Genomic DNA, 24,259 nt, shown 5'->3' with positions numbered 1-24,259 from the left:
GGTTGGGTGTGCCTAGTATCCGAATAGCTGCGGTAAGAACAGCACGCTTTGTGGAACAAAAGTGATGAAGAACAGCACCAGCACTTCGAGTAGGAAAAGTGGAATGACTTGTTTTGAAATCGCGGCAATTCCGACCTTAGAGATTGTATTGGAGACGAACAGACAGATCCCCATCGGCGGAGTAATCAAACCAATCATTAGGTTGAAGATAACTACAATACCGAAGTGAACAGGGTCGATACCAAAGCTCATCGCAATCGGGTGGAAGATTGGGATAAGAATCAGCATCGCGGCGATGCCTTCTAAGAATAAGCCAACAACCAACAAAATAACGTTCACCATAATTAGGAACATAATAGGGTCGCTGATGCTGCCTAGAATTTGCTGACTAATGAATTGTGGTACACGTGAGAAAGTGAGAATCCAGTTCGCAACCGAGATAACCGCAATCAAGATAAGTACGATTGAAGAATCGCGCATAGAGCGCATGAACACTTCAGGCAAGTCACTGAAACTCAGGGATTTGTATACAAACATCCCCACAAGCAGAGCATAGAATGCAGCGAATGCAGCCGCTTCTGTTGGCGTTACAATACCCATTAAGATTGAGCCAAGAATGAAAATCGGCATAGTTAGTGGGATGAAAGCTTTGACTAACGCTTTACGACGGCTCTGACGGACTGCATTACTTTTAATGTTGTGTCGAGTGGCGTAGATGAATACAAAAATCGAAAGAGCAACAGCAGACAATACGCCAGGAACTATGCCCGCTAAGAATAGGGCAGGGACTGACACACCACTGGCGATAAGCGCGTAGATGATCACTGGAATACTTGGTGGGATCATCGGGCCGATAACCGAAGACGCTGCGGTTAGCGCTGAAGAAAACTCTTTGCTGTAGCCTTCTTTTTCCATTTGAGGAATGAAGACACGGCCAAGTGCTGATGTATCAGCTACGGCTGAACCAGAGATACCGGCAAACATCACAGAAGACCAGATATTTACTTGGGCTAAACCACCACGGAAGTGGCCCACTAAAGCATTGGCAAAGTCGATGATACGGTTGGTGATACCGCTTTTGTTCATTAGCTCGCCAGCTAAAACAAAAAGAGGCACCGCAAGAATAGAGTATGAGTCTAAACCACTGAAAATACGTTGGCCGATAAGGCTAATAGAGATTGGTGTACTAGAGACGTAGAACGACATCGCTAAGATGATACTGAATACGAGAGGAATACCAAAAAAGAGCATGGATCCCATTAAGGCAATAGAAGGCATAACGATTCCTTATACGTCGCTTTGGAGAGCTTGAGCTCTTGTGGATGCGCACGCTGATTTAACGTGCTGGATTAAACGCAGAGTTGCGGCTATGAATAGGCAAGCACCGCCAATCACAAGTGCTGATTGGAAGTAATACATGCTTAGGCCAATACCGGGAGATTCTATTCCTCCGCGCTTTATCACAAACAAGTAGGATGAATAAGTCCAAATCACTGAACAGGTAAGAACCGAAAGATCGACAACGACTTCAAGTGTTTTTTGAAATGCTTTTGATTTGACAGAATCAAGAACCGAAAATTTGATATGTAAGCCCTCCAAATAACACAATGAAGTCGCAAACATAACGCCATAGATCATTGAGTATTTGCTTAACTCCTCGCCCCATAGGATAGAGGTATTGAAAAAGTAACGGCTGATTGTGGTAATTAGCATTACTGCAAATAAATTGAAGAGTGAGGCACCTGCGAGAATCGCAAGTAACTTTTTATATTGCTCAATCATATTCCCTGTCTCCTTGGGAAGAGTCGCTATACATGCGCGGTATAGCGACTCATTTCTTATAAGTACTGCTTATAGGGTATTTATTGTTCGGTTATGGATCAGTTAGTCGCGGTTTCTACTGCGTCTAGTGCGTCATCAATCCATTTTGAATCAATGGTTCCTGATAACCACTTGATGACAGCGGGTTGTGTTTTATCGCGGAATTGTTTCTGTTGCTCTGGTGTGAGAGACGTAATCTTCATGCCTTTTTGTGCAAGCACTTCAAGGCCTTCTGCCGAATTCACTTGCTGAATAGCTCGACCCACAGTGCCTGCAACTTTCGCAGCACGGTCGATGATTGCTCGGTCTTCTGCGTTTAAAGATGTATAGAAATCGTCATTCATTAATAAGAAATCAGTGCCATAAACGTGACCGTCTAGCGTGATGTATTTTTGAAGTTCGTAGAATTTGTTCGCGTTAATTACGCTAACAGGGTTTTCCTGTCCATCAATAACGCCAGTAGTCAGTGCGGCAGGAACTTCAGGGAAGGCAATCGGTGTTGGCTCAGCGTCTAATGACTTCATCATTTCAACGTAAAGTGGTGTCGTCATCACGCGGATTTTCAGACCGTTTAAATCTTTAGGTGTGTTGATTTCACGCTTTGAGTTAGTAAAGTGGCGGAACCCAGTTTCTCCGTAAGCTAGGTTACGTAAGCCAGTTGTTTTCAAGCATTGTTCATTCAACTTTTGACCAAACTCACCGTCTAGCACTTCCCACGCGACAGGCGCTGACGGGAATAGGTAAGGGATTTCTAGCACGTTCGCTTCTTTACACAGCTTAGAGTAAGCGCCTGAAACCATCGTCATTGTGAGCATGCCTTCTTGAGTCGATTGAAGTAGCTCTGTTTCGCCACCTAGTTGACCGGAAGGGTAAATATTTACATTGATTCGACCGCCAGATTCAGCCTCTACAAGGTTTTTAAAAACTTGAGTGGCAGCCCCTTTTTTAGAGATAGTCCAATCTTGAGAATCTACGTGCCCAATTGTAATGTCCAGAGCAGTGGCAGAACCTGCATAAGCAAGGGATAAAGCGAGTGTAAGTTTAGTTATTGTTTTCATTTGTGAACCTCCTGTTTCTACGTCGATAAAGTTATCACTTAAAATTAACAACCGATAATTCATATAGTGAAAGTGTTATTCAATTTTGAGATAACTTTCGATATCCTTTTTTTACTAACGGTATACCATTCTGTTTCTATTGCCCTTTAAAACAGGGGGTTAGTGTTATATAACTGTGAGTTATGTATTGAAAAAGGGAATTGAAAATGAATTTAGCTGCAATTCATTTTTGGAGAAAGAAGTCACATCTTTGCCGCGTAAAACTTACATTTTGCCTACATGAACTCACAGAAATCGTGATTCCTAGTGGCGTCATAATCAAAAAATGTGCTGAATGTGTTCGATAGTGAGCACGGCTAAATTTAGTTATTTTTCCGCGTGTTGAGAGATGCTGTTTGTATTCATCTTATGGATATAAATGGCCGGGTCTGAGTACTGTGAGGCGATAGCATGATAAACATTCCAAATTTGAGACACCTAAGAGCGATATCTGAAGTTGTTCATACGGGCAGTATCAGTAAGGCTTCAGAAGTCGTGTTCTTATCTCAACCGGCAATCACTCAGGCGATCGCGAAGTTAGAAAAGAACATCAACACCGAATTGTTTGAACGAACCACAGATGGTATGAAACCAACTGAGCAGGGTGAAGCGTTCTCCTTTCGAATAGAGCGTGCTTTGGAATACATTAGTAAAGGTATTGCCGATTCGTTAAAAGTTGCGAAAGGGCAGCGAAAAAGCAGTGTTCAGCGCTATTTGTTCAATATTACGACAACACAATTAAAAGCACTGATTGCGGTATCTAATGGACAAAGCTTTACTGAAGCGAGCCGAATCCTCGAAGTGTCTCAGTCGTCTGTGTACAGGGCTTCGAAAGATCTTGAAGAGATCTTAGGGCTCACGTTATTCGAGAAGACAAGTACTGGCATTACGATTAGTAAAGCGGGCACAGCACTCGTGATGTCGAGTAAGCTTGCGTTTGTTGAAATCAAACAGGGCATCGAAGAGGTAGGGCTGCTGAGTAACCGCCATAACAGTGTCATCAAGGTTGGATGTTTACCTCTAGCTCGAACATGTTTGCTTCCGAATACTATTAACGAATTTTCTCGCCAATTTCCCGATTGTCAGATACACGTGATTGATGGTCCTTATCAAGATTTGCTCAACCACTTAAGGCATGGTGATTTAGACATCCTTATTGGTGCGCTGCGATTCCCGTCACCGAGCACAGATATTCGCCAAGAAACCTTGTTTCAATCGCATAATAAAATTCTCTCTAGAAAAGAGCACCCCTTGAGTCTCAAAGAACAGATCACGCTAGATGATCTGCAAGAATCGAGCTGGGTTGTTTCAAATGTAAATACGCCTGGGAGAAAAATGTTTGAAGACATTTTTACCTCACAAGAGCGTGAAGTTCCGACTCGGATTGTGGAGGCAAGTTCTCAAATGCTGGTTCGAGAGCTGTTGATGGGGAGCGACAGGCTCACCATCCTTTCTCAGCACCAGATAACTCGAGAGCTAGATGAAGGGCACTTTACGATTTTGCCATTCGACTGTAAAAAACAGTCGCGTCCAATAGGCTTAACCATGCGTAAAAACTGGTTTGCGACCTCGGTTCAGAATCATTTTCTTACCTTACTTAGAGAGAAAGGTGTGCAGCTTTAGTTCTTTATGTTCGTGTCTTGTTTGAGGTGTCTCGCTAGTCAGAATGAACTGTGTTCAGGCGCCATCTTGTGAGAGTGGTTTTCCAAAATTGAATACCCCCTATATTTATTTGATTATCGCCATAAGGACGCCAGTGCTAAGGTAATTAGCATGACAAAATGCAGATAACGTGGCAGGTATAAAGAACATTATGGCGATAATAACAAGAGCTGCGTTTATTGGGTTTGGTGAAGCCGCGCAAGCGTTTCTGGCGAGTTGGGGAAACCAAACCCCGGAAGTGATCAGCGGGTTCGACATCAAAAGTAACCACGCATTGCACCGAGAACGTATTCTTCTTGAGTACATCAAGCAAGGTGTTCAAGGTGCATTTGAAGTCCATGAGGCTATTAGAGGCGCGCAGTTTATCTTTTCTCTGGTAACAACAGAGCAAGCGGAAAATGTCGCTAAAACTGTGTCTAAAACCTTAACGTCGAAACAAGTGTTTTTAGACTGCAATTCTTGTTCTCCTCAGGCAAAACAACGAAGTGCAGAGTTAGTAGAAGCGTGTGGTGCTACCTATATAGACGTTGCGATTATGGCGCCAGTGCTGGGCCAGGCAAGTGCGATCCCTCTTATGATTTCAGGTAAGCAAGCCGCAGAAATCGAACCAACGCTCACTGCTTTAGGGTTCAAAGTCAATGTGGTTTCTGAGCAAGTTGGTGCCGCTTCCAGCATCAAAATGATCCGTTCTATCATGGTAAAAGGGCTTGAAGCGTTGACGACCGAGTGCTTACTGGCCGCACGAAAAGCGGGCGTTGAAAGTGAAGTCACTGAATCTTTGAACCTCACTTATCCTGCTTTGCCTTTAGAACAGTTGGGTCAGTACCACATTGAACGAATGGTATTGCACGGCGAGCGCCGCTTTCAGGAGCTAAAACAGGTATCGGATACCTTGTCTGAATTAAATTTGAATAGCTCTATGGTCAGTGGGGCAATGGCTTGGCATCGTGCTCTTGGAGATATGTCAGTGGAGGTTAATGGCCAGAGCCTAGCTCAACTGAGTGACTTGGTATTAGACAAGTTAGCCAACTCGGCAGATGCACATCACGACGTACATTTGAATCATCAAAAACAGGCGTTGGCTTAACATCTAGTTGAATCAGCAATCCAGAATTTTCTATATACGAATAACTTACATCAGCGAATAACGTTGGTATCAAATTAAAGGAATAACTATGAACGTATGTGTTGTGGGCGCAACAGGTGCCTTTGGACGTAAACACTTAGAAGCCATTCGAGAGATTGAAGGCGTGCGCGTGGTTGCAATGGTATCACCAGAGCAAGAGAAGCTTGATCAATTGATCACCGAGTATGGCCACGAATCAAAAGGATTCGATAATCTAACGGATGCGTTGGCACTAGAAGAAGTAGAAGCGGTAATTCTTGCTACGCCAACCCAAATGCATGCAGCACAAGCGATTGAATGTATGGAAGCGGGCAAGCATGTATTGGTTGAAATTCCAATGGCCGATAACATCGAAGACAGCTACCGTGTGGTAGAAGCGCAGAAAAAGTCAGGCAAGATTGCAATGGCAGGTCATACGCGTCGTTTTAATCCTAGCCACCAGTGGATTCAAAATAAGATTGCTGCTGGCGAACTGCATATTCAGCAGATGGACGTACAAACGTACTTCTTCCGCCGCACCAACACTAACGCTAAGGGTGAAGCTCGTTGCTGGACCGATCATCTCCTTTGGCACCATGCTTGTCACACCGTTGACCTTTTTCAATATCAAACGGGTGAGCAGGCAACCAAACTTCAAGCGTTACAGGGGCCTATCCATCCAGAATTGGGGATTGCAATGGATATGAGCATTGGTATGAAAGTACCGTCTGGTGCTATTTGTACTTTGTCTTTGTCATTTAACAACGATGGCCCATTTGGCACTTTCTTCCGCTACATCTGTGAAGAGGGCACCTACTTAGCTCGTTATGATGACTTATACGATGGAAAAGAAAATCCAATCTTACTTGAGGGCGTAGCGGTATCGAACAATGGTATTGAGCTTATCGACCGTGAATTCTTCGACGCAATTAAAACGGGTCGCGAGCCTAACTCGAGTGTCGCGAGTTGTCTTCCTGCGATGGAAACACTAGATAAATTAGAAAAGATACTTGAAGCTGAGTAGTCGAGTTGAACAACTTTCTAAGAAGCATTGGTATTCGTGCAGTAAAAGGATAAAGGAAGATGACTAACATTGGTGGGCAAGAACTCGCGCCAGTCGCGTTGGGGTGTATGAATCTATCGCATGCGTATGGAACGCCTCCGCAAAAATCGGAAGGCATTAAGTTACTCAACCAAGCACTAGATTTAGGCTATGACATGCTCGATACTGCTGCATTGTATGGCTTTGGAGCGAACGAAGAGTTACTGGCGCAAGCGGTTGGTCATCGCCGTGATGAATTCTTTCTGGCGAGCAAATGCGGAATGTTCAAAGGACCTGATGGTAAACGTGCCATTGACGGACGACCAGAGACCATCCGAAGAACGTGTGAAGAGTCATTACAACGTTTGAATACGGATGTTATCGATCTGTATTACTTACACCGCTGGGACAAGAGTGTGCCAATTGAAGAGAGCATCGGTGAGCTTTCTCGACTGGTTGAAGAGGGCAAGATCAAGCATATTGGTTTGTCTGAAGTGTCGGCGAGCACCATCGAAAAAGCGCACGCGATACATCGTATATCAGCGGTGCAATCAGAATACTCTATTTGGTCACGCAACCCCGAGATTGCGGTTATCGAGCAATGCCAAAAGATTGGTGCCACCTTTGTCTCTTTTAGCCCGGTTGGGCGAGGTATGTTGACCGGGAAAGTGCGTGATAACCAGTTTGTTGCAGGCGATATCCGATTAGCAATGCCACGTTTCTCTGATGAACACTTTGCAGATAACTTATCGTTAGTCGATAAGTTTGCATCGGTATTGCCTATGTTTGCAGAAGAGAATGGAGTGGTTGAGGGCAGCGATACCGATGCGTACCCAACACTGGCTCAGTTAGCTTTAGCTTGGACGTTAAAAAAAGCGCCGAACTCGATTGCACTTCCGGGGACGACAAACCTTCAACACCTTGAAGATAACTGGAATACTCAGCGTTGGTCGGTATCCGATGAATTGTTGCGAGTGATCGACGACGTTATTCCGCAAAGTAAAATTGCTGGTGCACGATACAACTCTGGTACACAGGAAGAAATCGACACAGAGGAATTTTCAACTCGTTAGTTTGAGGGCTACTTTGTCATACGTTTAATGATCACAATTAGACTATCCTTAACAACAGGATTCATTTTCAGTTATTGAGGATAGGGTGATGGCTAACTCTGAAATTCAAGATTTGGAACAGCAAATTTACGAGCTAAACGTCAAGCTGGTCGAGCTAAGAAAAGCCAATCGTTTCAACGAAGAAGTTCCTAATTATAAGTTTCAAACGAGTAATGGAGAGCCCTCGTTACTTGAGTTGTTTGGTGAACGCGACAAGTTACTCGTAATACACAATATGGGGCAAGGATGTCGGTATTGCACACTTTGGGCTGACGGCTTCAATGGCTTTGTTCCGCACTTAGAATCGGTGATGTCAGTGGTCCTAGTTTCAAAAGATGAACCCGCTGTTCAGCGCCGATTTGCAAATTCAAGAGGGTGGCAATTCCTTTTGGCTTCACATGCTGGTGGACGCTATATCCAAGAGCAATCAGTGATGAAGGGCGAAAGCAATATGCCTGGGGCGGTCGTGTATGAGCGAAAAGGCGACCAGATTTATAGGCAAAGCTCTTGTGTATTTGGGCCTGGCGACCTTTATTGCTCGATGTGGAGCTTATTGGGATTAGCGGGATTAAGTGCTTCGGATTGGACTCCTCAATATTCGTATTGGAAACGCCCTCAAAAGTTAGACGACGGTGGTGAGAACTTGTGCGAATAGCTTCTGATTTTTTGAGTTGAATTTGTTTGGAAAATGGAAAGGGCTGAATGAAATCAGCCCTTTTTTGATCGAAACGTGCAAGGTTAAAACCTTATTGGTAATTGGACTTAATTGGAAAGTACAATTCGCGGGGAAATCACCACAGGCTGCATTAAGGTTAGTACAACAGGTGTTAGCGCTTTTGTGACATTCGCTAGGGTATTCATCGTTGGCGCGACATTGATGTTCTTTACAGGTGCCGCGATCATGAGCCTTGAAGAATATTGAGAGCTAGTGCACCCAGCGGCTGAAGTGAGTGCGAGAATAGCGAGAGATAATTGCCTTACGATTTTCATAGTTCATTCCTTTCAACTTATCGGGGTAGTACTGAGTGAGGTATTCACTATTTGTCGCTCTCCTCGTACCAGTTGTTGAACTATGTATTCATAATGGTAATAAATCAAAGTGTAAACATTCAAGTCTAAAAGGTTGATACTTCCGGTTACTTATAATGTTACTTACTGCTGATAGAATTAATGTTATCAAACATATCAAAGTGCCACCTTCGCAGTGCTATAACAATCGAGGTTCCGTTCCGGTCATTAATATCCAAAGTCGCATCATCTTGGCAAGCTTCATGAAAATCGTTGGCCAGCTTTTGAATTTTTTGTTGAAACTTTTGGTTGGAATGAGGCGACATGAGCCCGTTTGCCATAACCAGTTTTTCTTCCTGTCGACTGAAAAAACTGCTAAAAAACTCTGGAAGTACTTCCTTTAAAAAGAATGACTGAATTGGCCCACCGGGAATCCAATCAAAGTTAGGGGAAAGTAGTAAGCGGATACGGTTTTCAGGCAAAAGTTCTAACAGCCCTAATCTATCTAGTTCTGCGAGTTTCTGGATAAGGATGTTTTTATTCAGATTGTAGCGTTGGGTGATTTCTTCGAACTTAAAACCATTCAAAGCACTGACTGCCACCATCAACAAAGCTTTATCAGACACAATGGTTTGTTCTTGCTCACGCGTTAATGTTTTGAGGCCAAGATCCGATATTGAGGCAAGCCTGAATAGCTCAGCGAGATCAATTTGAATCAATTCACAGATCTTACTCAATCGCTGTAGGCTTAAATTACCGCCATCTGCGAGCAGACGTTTGACTGAGCCTTCACTCAAATCGAGCTGATCAGCAATATCTTGATATTGGACGTCGTGTAGTTTGAGCTGTTTCTTCAGTTCCTTGATAACAAATTGCGTTCCTGGCATTGCGGGCACCCTAGTCAGCCAATGTTTAATAGTGGTATAAGTTAGCAGCTAACTCTTTTCTTTTGAAAGGGTTACATTGAAATTAATATGAGAAACCAAATCAAATATTGAAGCTACTCGCTAACCTTTGACTTTTTCACCTCCTAAGATTTTCTGTCTGTTCTTAAATGAGTAACAGAGTAAACCTAAACATAGCCCCCAGAATGCACTTCCGATACCTGCAAAGCTAACCCCAGATGCGGTGAGCAAAAACGTGAGTATTGCTGCTTCGCGGTGGGTTTCATCAGAAAGTGAACTGCTTAAGCAGTTGGCGAGGCTTGGCAATAACGCAAGCCCCGCGATAGCAATGACGATAGCTTGTGGAACCGCTGCGAATAAAGAGACAAAGGTGGTGCCTAAAATGCCCGCTAGAAGATAAAAAATGCCCATAGCTAATGCTGCGCGATATCGATTGGTTGGATCTGGATCGGCATTAGGGCTCATGCAGATTGCACCGGTTAATGCGGCTAAGTTAAAGGCAAACCCACCAAAAGGAGCCAACAATAATCCAGTAATACCTGTAGCGGTAATAATTCGAGAGGCAGGTGGGTGGTAGCCATTCGCTTTTAGAACAGCGAACCCAGGCAGGTTTTGAGAGGCCATAGTGACGACAAATAAAGGGATCCCAACGCTAATAAGTGACGCTAGGTTGAAATCCGGCATAGTGAAAAGTGGTTGGGTCACGGTCAGGTTTATTTCGGATAAATCTAACTTACCAGTAAACCCACTTATCGTGACGGCTAATAGCAAGATAAACGGGATCAGTAAGTTACCAAACACTTGCTTGCCTAGGATAAATACCATGAGCATTCCTAGAACGATAACTAATTCTTGAGTAAGAGAAGAGAAAATCCCTACGCCAAACGACCATAGCACGCCGGCAAGCATGGCCGAAGCGATAGAGCTTGGTATATGTTTTAGGAGCTTATCGAACACACCTGTGATTCCAGAGAGTGTGATGAGTAATGAACTAAATAGGAATGCAGCGATCGCTTGTTCTACTGTTAAGCCATTTAATGAGGTAATTAACAGTGCAGCACCGGGAGTCGACCAAGCCGTTACAATAGGTTGTTTATAACGCCAAGAGAGAAGGATAGTCGATATGCCCATACCAATTCCTAGCGCCCAGAACCAAGAAGCGATTTGTGCAGAGGTTGCTCCAGCACTGCTTGCTGCTTGGAAAATAATAGCAGCCGCACTAGCGTAACCGATAAATACGGCAATAAACCCAGTACTGATATGTGAAAACTTTACTTGGCTCATGTTAACCATCCTTGTTGTGCGTTATAACATACAATAAGATCAACTTAGCACTTGTGCGTTATAACGCACAAGTTATTTTTGTAGATAATTTATGCAAAACGAATGGTATGTAAGCGAAAATCTTAAAAGAATCCGCAAAGAAAATGGGTGGAGTTTAGATAAAACCGCCAAGGCGACGGGCGTCAGTAAAGCGATGCTCGGTCAGATTGAAAGGGGGGAGTCTAGTCCAACGGTTGCCAAGTTATGGCAGATCGCAACGGGGTTAGAGGTTTCTTTTTCTAGCTTAATAGAACCGTATTCAGAACAGGCGTTGAGTAGTTTGTTTCGAGATGCGGGTGAACTACGTGATGAAAGCTTAAATGATGGGTTTTCAGTTAGCGTGATGTTTCCCTTTGAGCCTGCAGTGGGTTTTGAGGTGTACGAGCTTGGCCTAGCGGAAAACTATCAGCATTTATCTGAACCGCATAATACGGGCGTCACGGAACATATTCTGTGTATATCAGGCTCAATGGCGGTGTTTTTTGATGATGATTGGCATGAGCTTACTGCTGGCCAAGCGGTGCGTTTTAACGCTGCTCAGCCTCATGGTTATAAAAACACGGGTAAAGAAAAAGCGGTGTTTCACGATATTATTCATTACCCCAAAACATGGTAGCGTTGCCAGAAACGATATGATGTAAAGCAATTGGCGTGATCGCGAAAAATTTATCCTCCAATTCAATGCCAAATAGACAGTGAAAGTCTCAGTATTGAGTGGAGGATTCAGTATTCCGAACGTCAATGAATTTGGTATTCCACCCATCACGTTCTAAGTTACTGAGTCGCTGATAATACTTCAGCGACGCTACTTCCAACGCTTGTGGCGCCAAAATGTGAGCCCGTTTTAGAACTGTCGAATACTTTACGAGAAGCTTTATAAGCGTCAATTGTGAGTGGGACGTAGCCAGCATCGCTTACTACAGTGGAAGCCATGGATGGGTCTAAGAATTGTTCGACAAATCGGTGTACAAACATTCGCTTTTTGACAGAGTCACCATTGACGTAAATAAACACCGGACGCGACAAAGGCTGGTAGTCACCGCTAGCCGCACTTTCTAAGCTGGGTAAAACAGGCTCATTACCATTCCATGAGATAGCGACGGCTTTTAGCGCATCTTTGTGTTGCTCGTAATAAGCCAAACCGAAGAACGCCATTGAGTTTGGATCTTTAGCTACGTAGCCAGCCAGAACATTGTCGTCTTCATGAGGGCTATAGTCTTTGCGCCCCCTTTTCTTTTCGACAATCACATTTACAAAATAGTCATAGGTGCCTGAATCTGCGCCGGGGCCGTAGAGGGTAAGTGGGGTATTAGGGAAGTTAGGGTTAATCTGTTGCCAGCTGCTGACAATGTTTTCAGATCTTGGGCTCCACGCGGTTTTTAATTCGGCAACTGTCATCGATTCTGCCCATGTATTCTCTTTGTTAACCACCACGGTTAGGGCGTCTAATGCGATAGGTAACTCTAGAAACTCGATCCCATTTTCAGTGCAGAGTTGTTTTTCCGTGTCTTTTATCGGTCGGGAGGCATTAGCGATATCTATTTCACCACGGCAAAATTTCTTGAAACCACCGCCTGTACCTGAAATACCGATAGCAATTTTGGTACTGCCGTTTTCTGTTTCCATGAACTGCTTAGAAAAAGCGTTCACGATGGGAAAAACGGTGCTTGAGCCATCAATCTTAATGAGATCCCTTGCGAGCGCAGGATTAAAGCCGAGTAGGATTATGCTCGCTAAGCCAAAAGTTACTGATTTTCGTTTCATTTAAGACACCGTTTATCGCCTTGTTTGACAGGCCTAGTAACAACCCTATCACCTTAATATTAATTTAATATTTCTGTTTAATAATTCGTATCAATGAATCGGTGTGGGCTATTGGTCAAGCGCTGATAGTGATGTCTACTTATTTACGAATACTTATCCATTGTCGTGAGACAAACTGGATGAGCGAATAACAATAATACCTTCCAGCCTATTTCGGGAGACAGGATGAAATCCAAAAAGCTGTTTTTTCTAACTATTGTACTGGCAGGTATGATCATATCTCTGACGATCTTGTTGTTCGCTCAAGCCAACAAATTGCTTGTGAATAAAGCCCCTCTTATCGAAGCCTCTCAAGAAATAAAAATCAACGGCACACTGGCGCACCTCTGGTTTGAAGAAGTTTTGTCTGGCGATACCACCCAATCCATTCAAGAAGTGTGGTATTACCTTGATCTGGCTGAATGGCACACTTTAGCCCTACTGGAAGGTGGGCAAAGCATTGAAGGCAGTTTTGAGCCAATTCAAGAGCCTGAGCTCAGAGCGATATTGATGACGATGCGAGACACTTTAGTTAACTTTCGAGAAAAGGCTGAAGTGAGATATAGCTACAAAGAGATTTCGAGTCCGGGTTCGGCGTTGGATATCAGTTCAGATGCGATGTTTTTGGAATTCATTCGTGAAGCGGACGACGTTCAGCGAGCGGTCAAACAGCACTTAACTGAAGGCGTGAGAAACTATCAATATATTAGTGTGTTGCTGATTGTGGTTTCTATCTCAATTGCGATTTACCTTTATCGCTTGCTGTACAAATTTGAAGAAAATCGAACGATGTGGATCGAATCGTTGAGCAATGCGAATAAGTCTATTGAAGCTAAAAATCAGCAGCTTCACACACAAGCCCATTACGACTCGCTGACCCATTTACCTAACCGAGTCATGTTTTTAGATAGCTTAGGCAAGTCAATCTTAAATGCTGATCGGCTCGATATGTCTTTAGCGTTACTCTTCATCGATTTAGATCATTTTAAAGCGGTGAATGATCAGTTCGGTCATGAAGCCGGTGATAAGCTTTTAAAACAAGTCGCAACGCGCATTAAGCGCTGTATCCGAGAGACGGATACCGCCGCTCGAATGAGTGGTGATGAGTTTATCGTCGTGTTGGAGCACCTAAGCGATGTTGAGAAAGCGATCAGTGTTGCAAACCGCATTGCGAAGAAACTGACTAAGTCGTTAAGGCTGCCATTTCAAATTGGTGATGCGAGCGTATCGATTTCTGCAAGTATTGGAATATCGATTTACCCTGACGACAGTTGTGATAGCGACTCATTAATCCGCTATGCCGACAACGCGATGTATCATGCAAAGTCTTTAGGCAAGAATAACTTCCAGTTTTATTCAGAGGAGCTCAATCGAATTGCGGCTTCGCGCTTAGAAATTGAACGAGATTTAAAAGCCGCTATTAAGCAAGATCAGTTCGAACTTCATTATTTGCCTAAATGGCGTTTAGATACCGGAAAAGTAGTTGGCGTTGAGGCTTTACTTAGGTGGAATCATCCGCAAAAAGGCATGATTTATCCGGATTCCTTTATTTCGGTGGCGGAATCGACAGGGCAAATTCGTGATATCGATTTGTTAGTCGCGCAAAAAGCGATAACTCAACAGCAGCGGTGGTGTAGCCAAGGCTATGATGTTGGAGTGATGGGCATAAATGTATCAGCGAGAAGCCTAAAGCATCATGAGTTTTTTGAAAGTTTGAAAACTCTCATTGTTGAGTCGGGCGTAGCAACGGAAACCTTAGAAGTCGAAATCACAGAGAGCGTATTAGTCGAAAATACCCAATATGCTCAAGTGATTTTCCAAGAGTTAAAACAGCTCGGCGTACGTCTGGCGCTGGATGACTTTGGAACGGGTTTCTCGTCGATTTCATATCTACGTGATTTTGATTTTCAAACGCTCAAGATAGATAGAAGCTTTGTTTCGGATTATGCATCGGACGAAAAGTCTTTCGTGCTACTTAAGAATATTCTGAATTTGGGGAAAGAGCTGGGCCTCGATGTGGTTGCCGAAGGAGTGGAAACTGACGCTCAACAAGAAGACCTTAAGCAGTTTGGCTGCCTAATTGGACAAGGCTACTACTTAACCAACCCACAACCCGCGGATGTGTTGATCAGTCGCCTTTTTAATTGCTCAATAAACGATAACGTGTATTTACAGCGAGCCAGTTAGTCGATGGAGCGGTATACACATATGACTATATGTATCGAACGCCACTTTGAGCGTTGCTGAGTTGTCAGTTAACCCCATCAATCAACAGTATGTTTTTATAAAAGGCATGATATATAGGACACCTTAGACCCTGTTCAGTTTGTCTTATTATTCATGAAAATCGGTCAAACAAAGACTGTGATCTGACGCCATTTTCATTCCAATAAGCGTTCTAGCAAAACTGGAAGCATATTCGCTCACGTCAATTCTCAAAACCTAATAATAATCAGTAGGCTATTAATCCCTTCAACCTTAAACATCTAGTTGAGTATCAATGAAAACTATCAAGTGATAATTTTCATGAATCGATCGATGTCTTGTTATGTGAAAATATTATCGACAATCCTATCAGCTTAAGGGATAAATACGTGACTTTGGTTTTATAAATTGAATAGACCAATACCTGATTGTTTAGGTAAGCATTGCGTGAGGATGTTGTGATGGGAAGTAAACTAACCTCAATTACCGAAAGTAAAATTAGCAGCGGGGACAGTGAGAGGTATAGTGAGCCGCGCATTGTAGATAACCCTTATCTACTTCATCTAGGTCAAATGTGGCTGATGAGAATTCTACTGATTTTTGTTATGGGCTTGGCTATTGGTATGCCTAGAGCCTGGGCATCACCTGTCCCGAGTTATGACGTTGTTCACCTTCAATTACGTTGGCATCACCAGTTCCAATTCGCAGGTTATTACGCTGCTATTGAGAAAGGGTTTTATAAGGCAGAAGGCCTAGATGTTAGGGTGCATAACGGCAGCCCAAGCCACCAGCCCGTTTCTGAGGTGTTGTCGGGGCGTGCTCAATACGCTGAAGGCAACAGCGAAGTGTTGTTCCAGCGTTTGCAAGGCGAGCCGCTTGTCGCATTGGCTGCGATTTTCCAACATTCTCCATCCGTCCTTTTAACATTGGAAGGTTCAGGCATTCGCACAGTACACGATTTGATCGGCAAAAACGTAATGCTGGCGAATAAGAGTGAAGACGCGGATTTTCTAACCATGCTGCTTAACGAAGGCGTGGAGTTCTCCCAGTTAGATATTGTCCCGAGCAGTTATGATTTGAACGACTTAATTGTGGGTAAGACTGACGCGTTTAATTCTTATATGACTAACGAGCCATACCTATTGGATCAGCTAGGTGTCGGTTATAACGTGATAGACCCTCTTAATTACCGTGTCGATTTTTATAGCGATATTTTCTTCACGACTGAAGAGGAGATTCGTCATCATCCTCAACGCGTTGAAAGCATGTTGCGCGCGACCCTCAAAGGGTGGAAGTACGCCATGAATCACCCAGAAGAAATTATTGAGTTACTCAAGACAAAATATAACGTTTCCAAATCACGAGAGCACCTGCGCTTCGAAGCGGAGCAAATGCGAAAACTGATCATCCCTGATCTGATTCAGATGGGGCACATGAACCCAGAGCGTTGGCAACATATGGCCGATACCTTTATTAAGGCGGGCCTTATTGAAGATGATCAGTATTTGGATGGATTCATTTATGAATCTGACGATAATGATTTGCCCTATTGGATGATGCCTGCGTTCTTGTCGTCAATGATACTTTTGGTCTTCACGACTTCTGTAACGCTTTATCTGCATAGATTTAACCGTCGACTTTCGTTAGCTAAACAGCACCTTCAACAAAGTGAAGAACGATTCAAAGTGCTCAGCGCCGCGACTTATGGCGGCATTATCATTCACGATCGCGGGCAAATTTTAGAGTGTAACAGTGGTTTGTCAGATATCACTGGCTATACCTATTCAGAGCTTATCGGCATGAAGAGTTTCTCGTTAATAGCACCGGGTGACATGAGTCGAGTGCTTGAAAATGTCCGTGTGGGCTTTGATAAATGTTATGAAGCGATGGGAATTCGTAAAGATGGTTCCCAATTCCCGCTGACCATCAAAGGTAAGAATATTTCTTATAAGGGCCGTGAAGCTCGGGTTATTGAAATCATTGATATTACTGAGCGCAAGAAAACCGAAGAACAGCTTAAGCTGGCCGCGAGCGTATTTACCCATGCGCGAGAGGGCATCATGATCACCAACCCAAACGGTGAAATTGTTGAGGTAAATGACACATTCAGCCATATCACGGGGTATAGCCGGGAAGAAGTGCTGGGTCAGAATCCAAGGTTCTTAAAATCAGGGCGACACAATGAAGCATTTTACAAAGAAATTTGGGCGTCGTTGTTAGAGCATAAGCAATGGTCTGGTGAGCTATGGAATCGTCGAAAGAATGATGAAATATTTGCTGAATTGATCACTATCAGTGCTGTATTTGATGCCTACGGTGAAACACAAAACTACGTGGCGCTGTTTTCGGATATCACGCCAATAAAACAACAACAACAGCAGCTAGAGCTTATCGCGCACTACGACACATTAACTAACTTACCAAACCGACGTTTGCTGCGTGAACGCCTCAGCGAAGCCGTTTGGCAATGCGACCAGCACCAACAATCGTTAGCCGTTGCTTATCTCGACCTTGATGGTTTCAAAGCCATTAATGATACGTTTGGCCATGATGTCGGTGATGAGCTTTTGGTTAAGCTTTCAAAAATGATGAGTGAAACCTTAAGGGAGCGAGATACCATCGCGCGAATTGGCGGCGATGAATTTGTTGTGGTGTTGGCAGACATTGAAAGCATGGCTGCTTGTGAACAGGTGCTCGATCGTCTACTGCATGCGGCGATGAGTCCAATCACAATTGGCAATCGCACCTTGCAAGTGTCCACCAGTATTGGCGTGACGGTATATCCGCAAGATGATGTAGATGCGGATCAGCTAATGCGTCATGCCGACCAAGCGATGTATATCGCTAAGCAATCGGGTAGGAATCGCTATCATCTTTTCGATGTCGACAAAGATAAAACAAGGCAGACACAACGAGAAATCATAGAGCGGATACAGCAAGGGATCGACCAGCAAGAGTTTGTGTTGCACTATCAGCCTAAAGTGAATATGAGAACGGGCAAGGTTATTGGTGTTGAAGCACTTGTTCGCTGGGAGCATCCAGAACGCGGGTTAATCTACCCGGACGATTTCCTAAAAATCATTGATAAACATAGTGTTAGCTTAAAGCTGGGCGAATGGGTTTTGGATAGCGTGCTCGACCAAATGGTGCAATGGCAATCGGAAGGGGTGAACATTTCGGTCAGCGTTAATATTGATGCGTTCCAATTACAGCAAAAAGATTTTGTCGATAACTTGATATCGGCTCTGCATAAACGGCCTTCGGTGAAACCGGAATTTTTGCAGTTGGAAATTCTGGAAACCAGTGCACTAGAAGACATCAACGAAGTATTAGTCACCATGAAAGCGTGTATGGAGTTTGGGATTACTTTCGCACTGGATGATTTTGGTACTGGGTTTTCATCGTTAACCTATCTGAAGCGTTTGCCTGTCGATGTGTTAAAGATTGATCAAAGCTTTATACGAGAAATGCTTAGTGATTCGGATGATAGAGCGATCGTACTTGGGGTGATCGGTCTAGCGTCAGCTTTTAATTTGCAAGTAACGGCTGAAGGGGTTGAGAGCGTAGAGCACGGCCTGCAATTGCTTTCTATGGGCTGTGAACTAGGGCAGGGGCATGGAATTTCACTCCCAATGATTGGAGAGCATATTCCTAATTGGTTGTCTGATTGGCAGCCAGATAATTCATGGCTAGAGGCTGAGCTTTTAGCTGGGCGCTGATTTGCACGTGGTGGATTGATCACGCAGCGGATTGAAACAAAAACGAGTCACAGAAACTGTGGCTCGTTTTTTTAGCTCTTGTACGTAAATCAAAGCCAACTTTCTTCTAATTAGCGCTATCCACTAATCGTGATTTGCTCTGATTACTTATAGCCTGTTTACCTACAAGCTCATCTTCCCTTGATGGTACTTGAGCCCGTTAACCTCTTCTGCTCCTAGCAGAACGGGCCCATCTAGATCGACGATTTCTGCACGGGTAGCGATAGGTAACGCCGCTTTCATGGCTAGTGAAGTGCCGAGCATACAACCGACCATGACTTGTAAGCCATTGTCGCGAGCGGCTTGCTCAAGTTTCAAGGCTTCGGTTAGCCCGCCAGTTTTATCGAGTTTGATATTAACCATTTCATAGCCGTCGAGAAGTGCATCGATATCCGCTGATGTATGGCAGCTTTCGTCGGCACAAACGGGAATTGGGTGTTCAATCCCAACGAGAAGCTCATCCTGCCCTTTAGGAACAGGTTGCTCGATCATTGCGATGTTTAATCCCTCTAGTTGCTTGAATAGCTTAGGTAGGTCAAGTTCCGCCCACGCTTCGTTAGCGTCTAGAATGATTTTGCAGCTCGGAGCGATTTCCCTTACTGCTGCAACGCGTTCATATACCTGATGTTGGTCTAGCTTCACTTTTAATAGCGTAGCGCCTTGTTCTACATAATCTTTAGCTTGCGTGGCCATTACTTTAGGCTCGGCGACCGATACCGTCATCGCCGTTTCAATCTCTGGCTGTATATCGAACATTGGGGCTGGAAAATCCACGCCAGTTTGCAATGCCTCTAGTTGCCACAAGGCGCTATCAATAGCGTTTCTTGCCGCACCAGCTTCCACTTCATTTTGTAGCTGCTCTCTAAATTGTTGAGCTGTTGTATTGGATTTAGGCGAGTCTGCTAATTTAGCGGATAACAGTTGTTCAAAGGTATGGATTTGATCGAGCACGGACTTAATTGACTCGTTATAGCGAGCGTAAGGTGTACATTCACCAAAGCCCGTATGCTTACCATCTGTCATTGATACTTGAACCACATCGACGTGGGTTCTGGTCCCACGCGATATGCTAAAGGGGTTTGCTAGCTTGATGGCGACATGCTTTGCCGTAAGTTTCATTATCGCCTCCTACGCTAAGTGGTTAACGATGGCGTCTACGCTAAAGCGGACTGGATCTGTGACAGGCACTTGGTAGGTTTCACTCCACTGGGCGCATAACTCACGAGCATCTTCTTCCGCTAAGCTAGATGTATTTAGGCAGATTCCGATGAACTTAACGTTCGGGTTGGTTAAGCGAGCGGCTTGAATGTTTGCCGTCATGGTTTCTTCAATGCTTGGCAAAGCTGCGTGAGGTAAGTGACGCACATGCTGGCGTCCAATTTCGTGGCAAAGCACCAAAGCATCAGGCTGCGCACCGTGTAATAGCCCTAAACTTACGCCCGCGAAAGATGGGTTAAACAAAGAGCCTTGGCCTTCGATAATGTCCCATTCATGATCATCAAAACTTGGGCTAATGGCTTCAACTGAGCCTGAGATAAAGTCCGATACCACGGCATCTACTGATATTCCGCTACCCTCTACAAGAATGCCTGTTTGACCTGTTGCTTTAAATTGAGCATTGATCCCACGTTGTTTCATTGCTTTTTCAAGCGCAAGCGCGGTAAACATTTTGCCCACAGAACAATCGGTGCCGACTGTCAGTAGTCGCTTCCCATCGCGCTTTTTACCTGTGCCTACGTCAAGTGGCTCATCGTAATGGCGCACGTCGTGAAGTTTGGTTGTACCGCTTTCTTGGAGCTCTTTTAGTTCTGGAATATCGGTGAGGCGCTGGTGCATACCTGAAGCAATTTCAAACCCTAATTGAGCAGCTTGAATGAGTGACGCTTTCCAGCTATCGGGAATGACACCACCAGCATTGGCTGTACCGATGACCAACGTTTTTGCACCCATACTTTGCGCTTGTTCTAAAGAGATATCGTCGAGGCCAAGTGACACGGTATCTGACGTGAGTCTTAACTGACCTACACAAGTTTGTGGGCGCCACTTTTGAATACCGCGTGCCGTTTTTGCAGAAAGAGGATCGGTCACATCGCCAAGGAAAAGTAGGTAAGGTTGAGAAATCGACATAATGAGCCTTTGGTGTTTGGTTAAGTTACAAACACTTTAAAAACTCAGGCTAAGTTTGCCGAATACTTATTCGTCTTGCGCCTATAACGTAAGGTTATAGGCGTTGAATAAGCGCTGGTGGAAATTGAGTTGCAATCGATATTATGCGACAGCTTGTTGTAAGTATTGAATAAATTGCTGAGCGGTCACCGAAAGTGGGTGGTGCTCGGCGTGCAAAATGGACACATGAAACTGAATCGGATCGGCTAGTTTTAGTTGAGTCACATCGGCGCAGCTTTGGTACTGCTTCGCGGTCCAAGGTTCGACAATGGCCAACCCAGCGTTATGACGAACTAACTCCGCTGCGGTTGTCGAACTACGCACCGTGATTTGATGGTGGTAGTCGGGGCGAATTGATTGGATGGCTTGATGATGAAGTATTCCAAGTGGATCTCGTTGATCTAAACCGATAAGTGGCAGCGGAGCAGTAAGTAGGTCGTTCAGACTAACTTGATTAGATTTGTCGCTCCGTTGCCAACATTGGCTTGGTGCCAAAACTACTAATTCTTCAGAGAGCAATCTTTGCTGAGTAATCGCAGCAGGTGCATCATCACCAAAACAAACGGCGACATCTAATTCGTTACGCAGTAACGCATCACATAGCTCATTTCGGTTAGCCGTGGAAATCTCAATCGACAGATCTTTATTTTCACACAACTCGGCAATAATCGGCGTTAGTAGAGAGCTGGCGAGCACAGGCGGCGCACCTAAACGCAAATGTAAGCTGCCTTTTTTCAACTTGTTAGTTAGTGAACGAAATTGACCAAGCTGCTGATAGATGCGTTCAACCTCTGGCAACATCTCTTTGGCTTCTTGAGTAGGGACTAATCGACCTTTTACACGCTCGAAAAGTTGGAATCCAAGTTGTTGCTCAGTATGAGAGAGCACGCGAGTCACATTGGGTTGAGACACATTTAAGTTTTTGGCAGCCCCAGAGATGGTCCCTGCTTGAATAATGGCATAGAAAATTTCGAGTTGCCTGAGGTTCATAATGTCCTTTCACTTTGAATCGTTAGATAGAAATAGTAAGTGTAATGGCGATTGATTTTTGTGCAGGTGCGTTTTTAGCGACGCTCTACCAATTAATGGGTATAGCGACCATTTTTTTGCGATAACCAAAATATAAACCAGGATATGGGGATTATAAATTGGTAAATTTCGACTTGTTTTTCTGAAAATTATAGGTTGGTAAGGTGTTGATTTATAGCTATTTAAAGGCGTCAAAGAAAGTTTTAGAATTTTTTAGGTATTTAGTGCGTTAAATTATTTGAACAAAGTCAAATTTTCTATAGGATTGCCGTTCTTTTCGCCAAGGTCATCTGGCAGAAGATTAACCTGTTCCCTCTAGAGAAAAAAGTAATGAAACACCTTTCCCTAAAATCAAAAGCGCTGCTAACGATTTCTGCTGCGCTTTTGGTCGTGATTACCTTGCTTACGTGGCGTAATTATTCAGAACAAAAGTCGATGCTTTTAACTGAAACCACTAACCAAGTTCACCGTGTTGGTCAGCTACAAACTGAAGTGATCAGTAACTGGCTGCTGACTAAACAAAATGCGATTGAAGCTGTTGCTAAAAGTGTTGAATCTTCACCACTATCAACTCTTCAACAAGCCCAACAATCGGGTGGTTTTGACCTAACTTACTACGGTAAGAGCATAGGTACGACAATTAGTTCCAACCCTTCGATTGATTTGTCGGCCTACGACCCACGCACACGTCCATGGTATAGCCTCGCACAAAGTAATGGAACGATTACGACGCAACCATATTTAGACGTTGCTTCCAATAATATGTCTGTGACGGTTGCTGCGCCTGCAGCGAACGGCGTTGTTGGCGGCGATTTGTCGATTAATGCAATCGTGGAGCAAGTGTCCGCTATGTCTCTCCCAGCTAACGGTTATGCGTTATTAACTCATAACGATGGCACTATCATCGCGTATAAAGATACTCACGTTCTAACGAAGCACTCTTCTTTGATCGATAACGATCTGACTCCTTCATTTTTTGCTTCAATTGAGCGTTTAGATTCTTTAGAGACTATCTATTTTGAATCGGAAAATAATGAAAAGTACGCTTGGTCACGTCCAGTCGCTAATTCAGATTGGCGTTTAACGCTGCTGATTGACAAGTCGACATTAGAAGCGGAAACCAACGAGTTGCTTCAAAGTCAGCTGATTATTGCAGCGAGCATACTGCTAGTGAGCTTAGGTTTATTGTCTTGGTTAATTGGTATGATGTTAGCGCCACTTAGCAAGGTATCTCAGGCTCTGGCTCAAATCGCTAGCGGTAATGGTGACCTTACCCAGCGCATTCAAGTAGAGCAACAAGACGAAGTTGGCGCGCTTGCAAACAACTTCAATGATTTTGTTGATAGTCAGCACCAGTTGATTACTCATATTAAGCAGTTATCGGTTGAGCTGGATTCTGATGCAGAAAAGAGCCTGTCTATTAACGAACATGCAGTAAGTGAACTTCAAAGCCAGCAGCAAGAAGTTGCGATGGTAGCGACAGCGGTAACGGAAATGGCATGCGCGACTCAAGAAATCGCAACTAATGCTGAAAGCACCGCGACCGCAGCGCAGCAATCAGCGGAAAGCAGCCAAACGGGTAAAGCCATGGTGAGCAAAACGCGCGATTCGATTAATGACTTAGCGAATGAAGTTGGTCAGGCGACCGTCGTGATTGAAGACCTTAATCAGCACGTACAGTCCATCTCTGGTATTTTAACGGCGATTCAAGGTATTGCGGAACAAACTAACTTACTGGCACTTAACGCAGCGATTGAAGCGGCGCGAGCTGGTGCCCAAGGCCGTGGTTTTGCAGTCGTTGCTGATGAAGTTCGTGTACTTTCGCACCGTACTCAAGAGTCAACGCTCGAAATTCAATCAACCATTGAGACCCTGCAGAAAACGACAGTTGGCGCAGTGAGTTTAATGGAGAGCAGTCAGCAGCTGGCTAAAAACAGTGTGGTTGACGCGGATTCAGCAGTAGCTTCTATCGAAGAAATCACAACAGCGGTAACGGTTATTTCTGATATGGCTAGCCAGATCGCGACAGCAGCGGAAGAACAAGCGCATGTAACGGATGAAATCACCAAAAACACAAATGAAATCAAGAGTGTATCTGATGAAATCACGTTTGCCGCTGAACAAGGTTTAGCGAATGCGCAAGATTTAAAAGTAAAAGCTAATGACCTAAGTAAACAGGTTGGGCAGTTTACTCTTTAGAGACTTAAGGTAATAAACGAAGGC

19 protein-coding genes are annotated in these 24,259 nt (G+C 44.1%); 9 read left to right on the top strand and 10 right to left on the bottom strand.

Going from position 1 to position 24,259, the window contains the following annotated elements:
• Window positions 1–12 precede the first annotated feature (12 nt).
• The 3 genes from ELZ11_RS21970 to ELZ11_RS21960 all read right to left on the bottom strand — a co-directional run bounded on the left by ELZ11_RS21970 (window position 13) and on the right by ELZ11_RS21960 (window position 2,879).
• Window positions 13–1,278, bottom strand: a complete 1,266-nt coding sequence (locus ELZ11_RS21970) for a TRAP transporter large permease (RefSeq protein ID WP_137359527.1) — start codon at window positions 1,276–1,278, stop codon at window positions 13–15.
• A 9-nt stretch (window positions 1,279–1,287) separates the two neighbouring features.
• Window positions 1,288–1,782, bottom strand: coding sequence for a TRAP transporter small permease (locus ELZ11_RS21965; protein ID WP_137359526.1), 495 nt, complete (start codon window positions 1,780–1,782; stop codon window positions 1,288–1,290).
• Window positions 1,783–1,880: 98 nt separating this feature from the next.
• Window positions 1,881–2,879: a TRAP transporter substrate-binding protein gene (locus tag ELZ11_RS21960; RefSeq protein ID WP_137359525.1), complete on the bottom strand. Its 999-nt coding sequence runs from the start codon at window positions 2,877–2,879 to the stop codon at window positions 1,881–1,883.
• A gap of 450 nt (window positions 2,880–3,329) precedes the next feature.
• On the opposite strand from ELZ11_RS21960, the gene ELZ11_RS21955 reads away from it, so the two are divergent.
• From ELZ11_RS21955 to ELZ11_RS21935, 5 genes are all read left to right on the top strand, one after another.
• Complete coding sequence (locus ELZ11_RS21955) at window positions 3,330–4,541, top strand: LysR family transcriptional regulator (RefSeq protein WP_137359524.1); 1,212 nt, start codon at window positions 3,330–3,332, stop codon at window positions 4,539–4,541.
• A gap of 190 nt (window positions 4,542–4,731) precedes the next feature.
• Entirely contained in the window at window positions 4,732–5,667 is a 936-nt protein-coding gene (locus tag ELZ11_RS21950; RefSeq protein ID WP_137359523.1) for an NAD(P)-dependent oxidoreductase, read from the top strand.
• Window positions 5,668–5,755: 88 nt separating this feature from the next.
• Entirely contained in the window at window positions 5,756–6,709 is a 954-nt protein-coding gene (locus ELZ11_RS21945; RefSeq protein ID WP_137359522.1) for a Gfo/Idh/MocA family oxidoreductase, read from the top strand.
• A gap of 59 nt (window positions 6,710–6,768) precedes the next feature.
• Window positions 6,769–7,800 carry an aldo/keto reductase gene (locus tag ELZ11_RS21940; protein WP_167494736.1) on the top strand — a complete coding sequence of 344 codons (1,032 nt, stop codon included), beginning with the start codon at window positions 6,769–6,771 and terminating at the stop codon, window positions 7,798–7,800.
• A gap of 88 nt (window positions 7,801–7,888) precedes the next feature.
• Window positions 7,889–8,494 (top strand): DUF899 family protein, encoded by a 606-nt coding sequence (locus ELZ11_RS21935; protein WP_137359521.1) that lies wholly within the window; start codon window positions 7,889–7,891, stop codon window positions 8,492–8,494.
• Window positions 8,495–8,601: 107 nt separating this feature from the next.
• Here the strand turns inward: ELZ11_RS21935 and ELZ11_RS21930 are convergent, their stop codons facing one another.
• The 3 genes from ELZ11_RS21930 to ELZ11_RS21920 all read right to left on the bottom strand — a co-directional run bounded on the left by ELZ11_RS21930 (window position 8,602) and on the right by ELZ11_RS21920 (window position 11,036).
• Window positions 8,602–8,829 carry a hypothetical protein gene (locus tag ELZ11_RS21930; RefSeq protein ID WP_137359520.1) on the bottom strand — a complete coding sequence of 76 codons (228 nt, stop codon included), beginning with the start codon at window positions 8,827–8,829 and terminating at the stop codon, window positions 8,602–8,604.
• A gap of 158 nt (window positions 8,830–8,987) precedes the next feature.
• On the bottom strand, window positions 8,988–9,734 hold the full coding sequence (locus tag ELZ11_RS21925) for a helix-turn-helix domain-containing protein (RefSeq protein ID WP_137359519.1): 747 nt from the start codon (window positions 9,732–9,734) through the stop codon (window positions 8,988–8,990).
• Between the two features lie 120 nt (window positions 9,735–9,854).
• Window positions 9,855–11,036: a benzoate/H(+) symporter BenE family transporter gene (locus ELZ11_RS21920; protein ID WP_137359518.1), complete on the bottom strand. Its 1,182-nt coding sequence runs from the start codon at window positions 11,034–11,036 to the stop codon at window positions 9,855–9,857.
• A gap of 91 nt (window positions 11,037–11,127) precedes the next feature.
• Here ELZ11_RS21920 and ELZ11_RS21915 point away from each other — a divergent pair, with 91 nt between their 5' ends.
• Window positions 11,128–11,691, top strand: coding sequence for a helix-turn-helix domain-containing protein (locus ELZ11_RS21915; RefSeq protein WP_137359517.1), 564 nt, complete (start codon window positions 11,128–11,130; stop codon window positions 11,689–11,691).
• A gap of 158 nt (window positions 11,692–11,849) precedes the next feature.
• Here the strand turns inward: ELZ11_RS21915 and ELZ11_RS21910 are convergent, their stop codons facing one another.
• The gene (locus ELZ11_RS21910; protein WP_137359516.1) at window positions 11,850–12,839 is read right to left on the bottom strand and encodes a PstS family phosphate ABC transporter substrate-binding protein; all 990 of its coding nucleotides are present in this window, start codon (window positions 12,837–12,839) and stop codon (window positions 11,850–11,852) included.
• 225 nt (window positions 12,840–13,064) lie between these two features.
• Between ELZ11_RS21910 and ELZ11_RS21905 the strand changes: the two genes are divergently transcribed.
• The gene (locus tag ELZ11_RS21905; protein ID WP_137359515.1) at window positions 13,065–15,065 is read left to right on the top strand and encodes a putative bifunctional diguanylate cyclase/phosphodiesterase; all 2,001 of its coding nucleotides are present in this window, start codon (window positions 13,065–13,067) and stop codon (window positions 15,063–15,065) included.
• Window positions 15,066–15,544: 479 nt separating this feature from the next.
• Window positions 15,545–18,802, top strand: a complete 3,258-nt coding sequence (locus ELZ11_RS21900; protein ID WP_137359514.1) for an EAL domain-containing protein — start codon at window positions 15,545–15,547, stop codon at window positions 18,800–18,802.
• 162 nt (window positions 18,803–18,964) lie between these two features.
• Here the strand turns inward: ELZ11_RS21900 and dgcA are convergent, their stop codons facing one another.
• The 3 genes from dgcA to ELZ11_RS21885 form a co-directional block, all read right to left on the bottom strand.
• Complete coding sequence (gene dgcA / locus ELZ11_RS21895; RefSeq protein WP_137359513.1) at window positions 18,965–19,960, bottom strand: N-acetyl-D-Glu racemase DgcA; 996 nt, start codon at window positions 19,958–19,960, stop codon at window positions 18,965–18,967.
• Window positions 19,961–19,969: 9 nt separating this feature from the next.
• Window positions 19,970–20,968: an N-acetyltransferase DgcN gene (gene dgcN / locus ELZ11_RS21890; RefSeq protein ID WP_137359512.1), complete on the bottom strand. Its 999-nt coding sequence runs from the start codon at window positions 20,966–20,968 to the stop codon at window positions 19,970–19,972.
• A gap of 141 nt (window positions 20,969–21,109) precedes the next feature.
• On the bottom strand, window positions 21,110–21,997 hold the full coding sequence (locus tag ELZ11_RS21885; RefSeq protein ID WP_137359511.1) for a LysR family transcriptional regulator: 888 nt from the start codon (window positions 21,995–21,997) through the stop codon (window positions 21,110–21,112).
• 369 nt (window positions 21,998–22,366) lie between these two features.
• Between ELZ11_RS21885 and ELZ11_RS21880 the strand changes: the two genes are divergently transcribed.
• Window positions 22,367–24,235, top strand: coding sequence for a methyl-accepting chemotaxis protein (locus ELZ11_RS21880; protein WP_137359510.1), 1,869 nt, complete (start codon window positions 22,367–22,369; stop codon window positions 24,233–24,235).
• Window positions 24,236–24,259 lie beyond the last annotated feature (24 nt).

The sequence above is a fragment of the Vibrio profundi genome (assembly GCF_005281835.1).
Taxonomy (GTDB): Bacteria; Pseudomonadota; Gammaproteobacteria; order Enterobacterales; family Vibrionaceae; genus Vibrio; species Vibrio profundi.
The sequence above is the reverse complement of the archived record's forward strand: the minus strand, read 5'-3'. Positions and strand labels throughout refer to the sequence as shown.

What these genes read in the sequence shown, in the direction of transcription:
- ELZ11_RS21970 (WP_137359527.1), bottom strand. Translation starts at nt 1,278, where the DNA reads ATGCCTTCTATTGCCTTAATGGGATCCATGCTCTTTTTTGGTATTCCT.
- ELZ11_RS21965 (WP_137359526.1), bottom strand. Translation starts at nt 1,782, where the DNA reads ATGATTGAGCAATATAAAAAGTTACTTGCGATTCTCGCAGGTGCCTCA.
- ELZ11_RS21960 (WP_137359525.1), bottom strand. Translation starts at nt 2,879, where the DNA reads ATGAAAACAATAACTAAACTTACACTCGCTTTATCCCTTGCTTATGCA.
- ELZ11_RS21955 (WP_137359524.1), top strand. Translation starts at nt 3,330, where the DNA reads ATGATAAACATTCCAAATTTGAGACACCTAAGAGCGATATCTGAAGTT.
- ELZ11_RS21950 (WP_137359523.1), top strand. Translation starts at nt 4,732, where the DNA reads ATGGCGATAATAACAAGAGCTGCGTTTATTGGGTTTGGTGAAGCCGCG.
- ELZ11_RS21945 (WP_137359522.1), top strand. Translation starts at nt 5,756, where the DNA reads ATGAACGTATGTGTTGTGGGCGCAACAGGTGCCTTTGGACGTAAACAC.
- ELZ11_RS21940 (WP_167494736.1), top strand. Translation starts at nt 6,769, where the DNA reads ATGACTAACATTGGTGGGCAAGAACTCGCGCCAGTCGCGTTGGGGTGT.
- ELZ11_RS21935 (WP_137359521.1), top strand. Translation starts at nt 7,889, where the DNA reads ATGGCTAACTCTGAAATTCAAGATTTGGAACAGCAAATTTACGAGCTA.
- ELZ11_RS21930 (WP_137359520.1), bottom strand. Translation starts at nt 8,829, where the DNA reads ATGAAAATCGTAAGGCAATTATCTCTCGCTATTCTCGCACTCACTTCA.
- ELZ11_RS21925 (WP_137359519.1), bottom strand. Translation starts at nt 9,734, where the DNA reads ATGCCAGGAACGCAATTTGTTATCAAGGAACTGAAGAAACAGCTCAAA.
- ELZ11_RS21920 (WP_137359518.1), bottom strand. Translation starts at nt 11,036, where the DNA reads ATGAGCCAAGTAAAGTTTTCACATATCAGTACTGGGTTTATTGCCGTA.
- ELZ11_RS21915 (WP_137359517.1), top strand. Translation starts at nt 11,128, where the DNA reads ATGCAAAACGAATGGTATGTAAGCGAAAATCTTAAAAGAATCCGCAAA.
- ELZ11_RS21910 (WP_137359516.1), bottom strand. Translation starts at nt 12,839, where the DNA reads ATGAAACGAAAATCAGTAACTTTTGGCTTAGCGAGCATAATCCTACTC.
- ELZ11_RS21905 (WP_137359515.1), top strand. Translation starts at nt 13,065, where the DNA reads ATGAAATCCAAAAAGCTGTTTTTTCTAACTATTGTACTGGCAGGTATG.
- ELZ11_RS21900 (WP_137359514.1), top strand. Translation starts at nt 15,545, where the DNA reads ATGGGAAGTAAACTAACCTCAATTACCGAAAGTAAAATTAGCAGCGGG.
- dgcA (WP_137359513.1), bottom strand. Translation starts at nt 19,960, where the DNA reads ATGAAACTTACGGCAAAGCATGTCGCCATCAAGCTAGCAAACCCCTTT.
- dgcN (WP_137359512.1), bottom strand. Translation starts at nt 20,968, where the DNA reads ATGTCGATTTCTCAACCTTACCTACTTTTCCTTGGCGATGTGACCGAT.
- ELZ11_RS21885 (WP_137359511.1), bottom strand. Translation starts at nt 21,997, where the DNA reads ATGAACCTCAGGCAACTCGAAATTTTCTATGCCATTATTCAAGCAGGG.
- ELZ11_RS21880 (WP_137359510.1), top strand. Translation starts at nt 22,367, where the DNA reads ATGAAACACCTTTCCCTAAAATCAAAAGCGCTGCTAACGATTTCTGCT.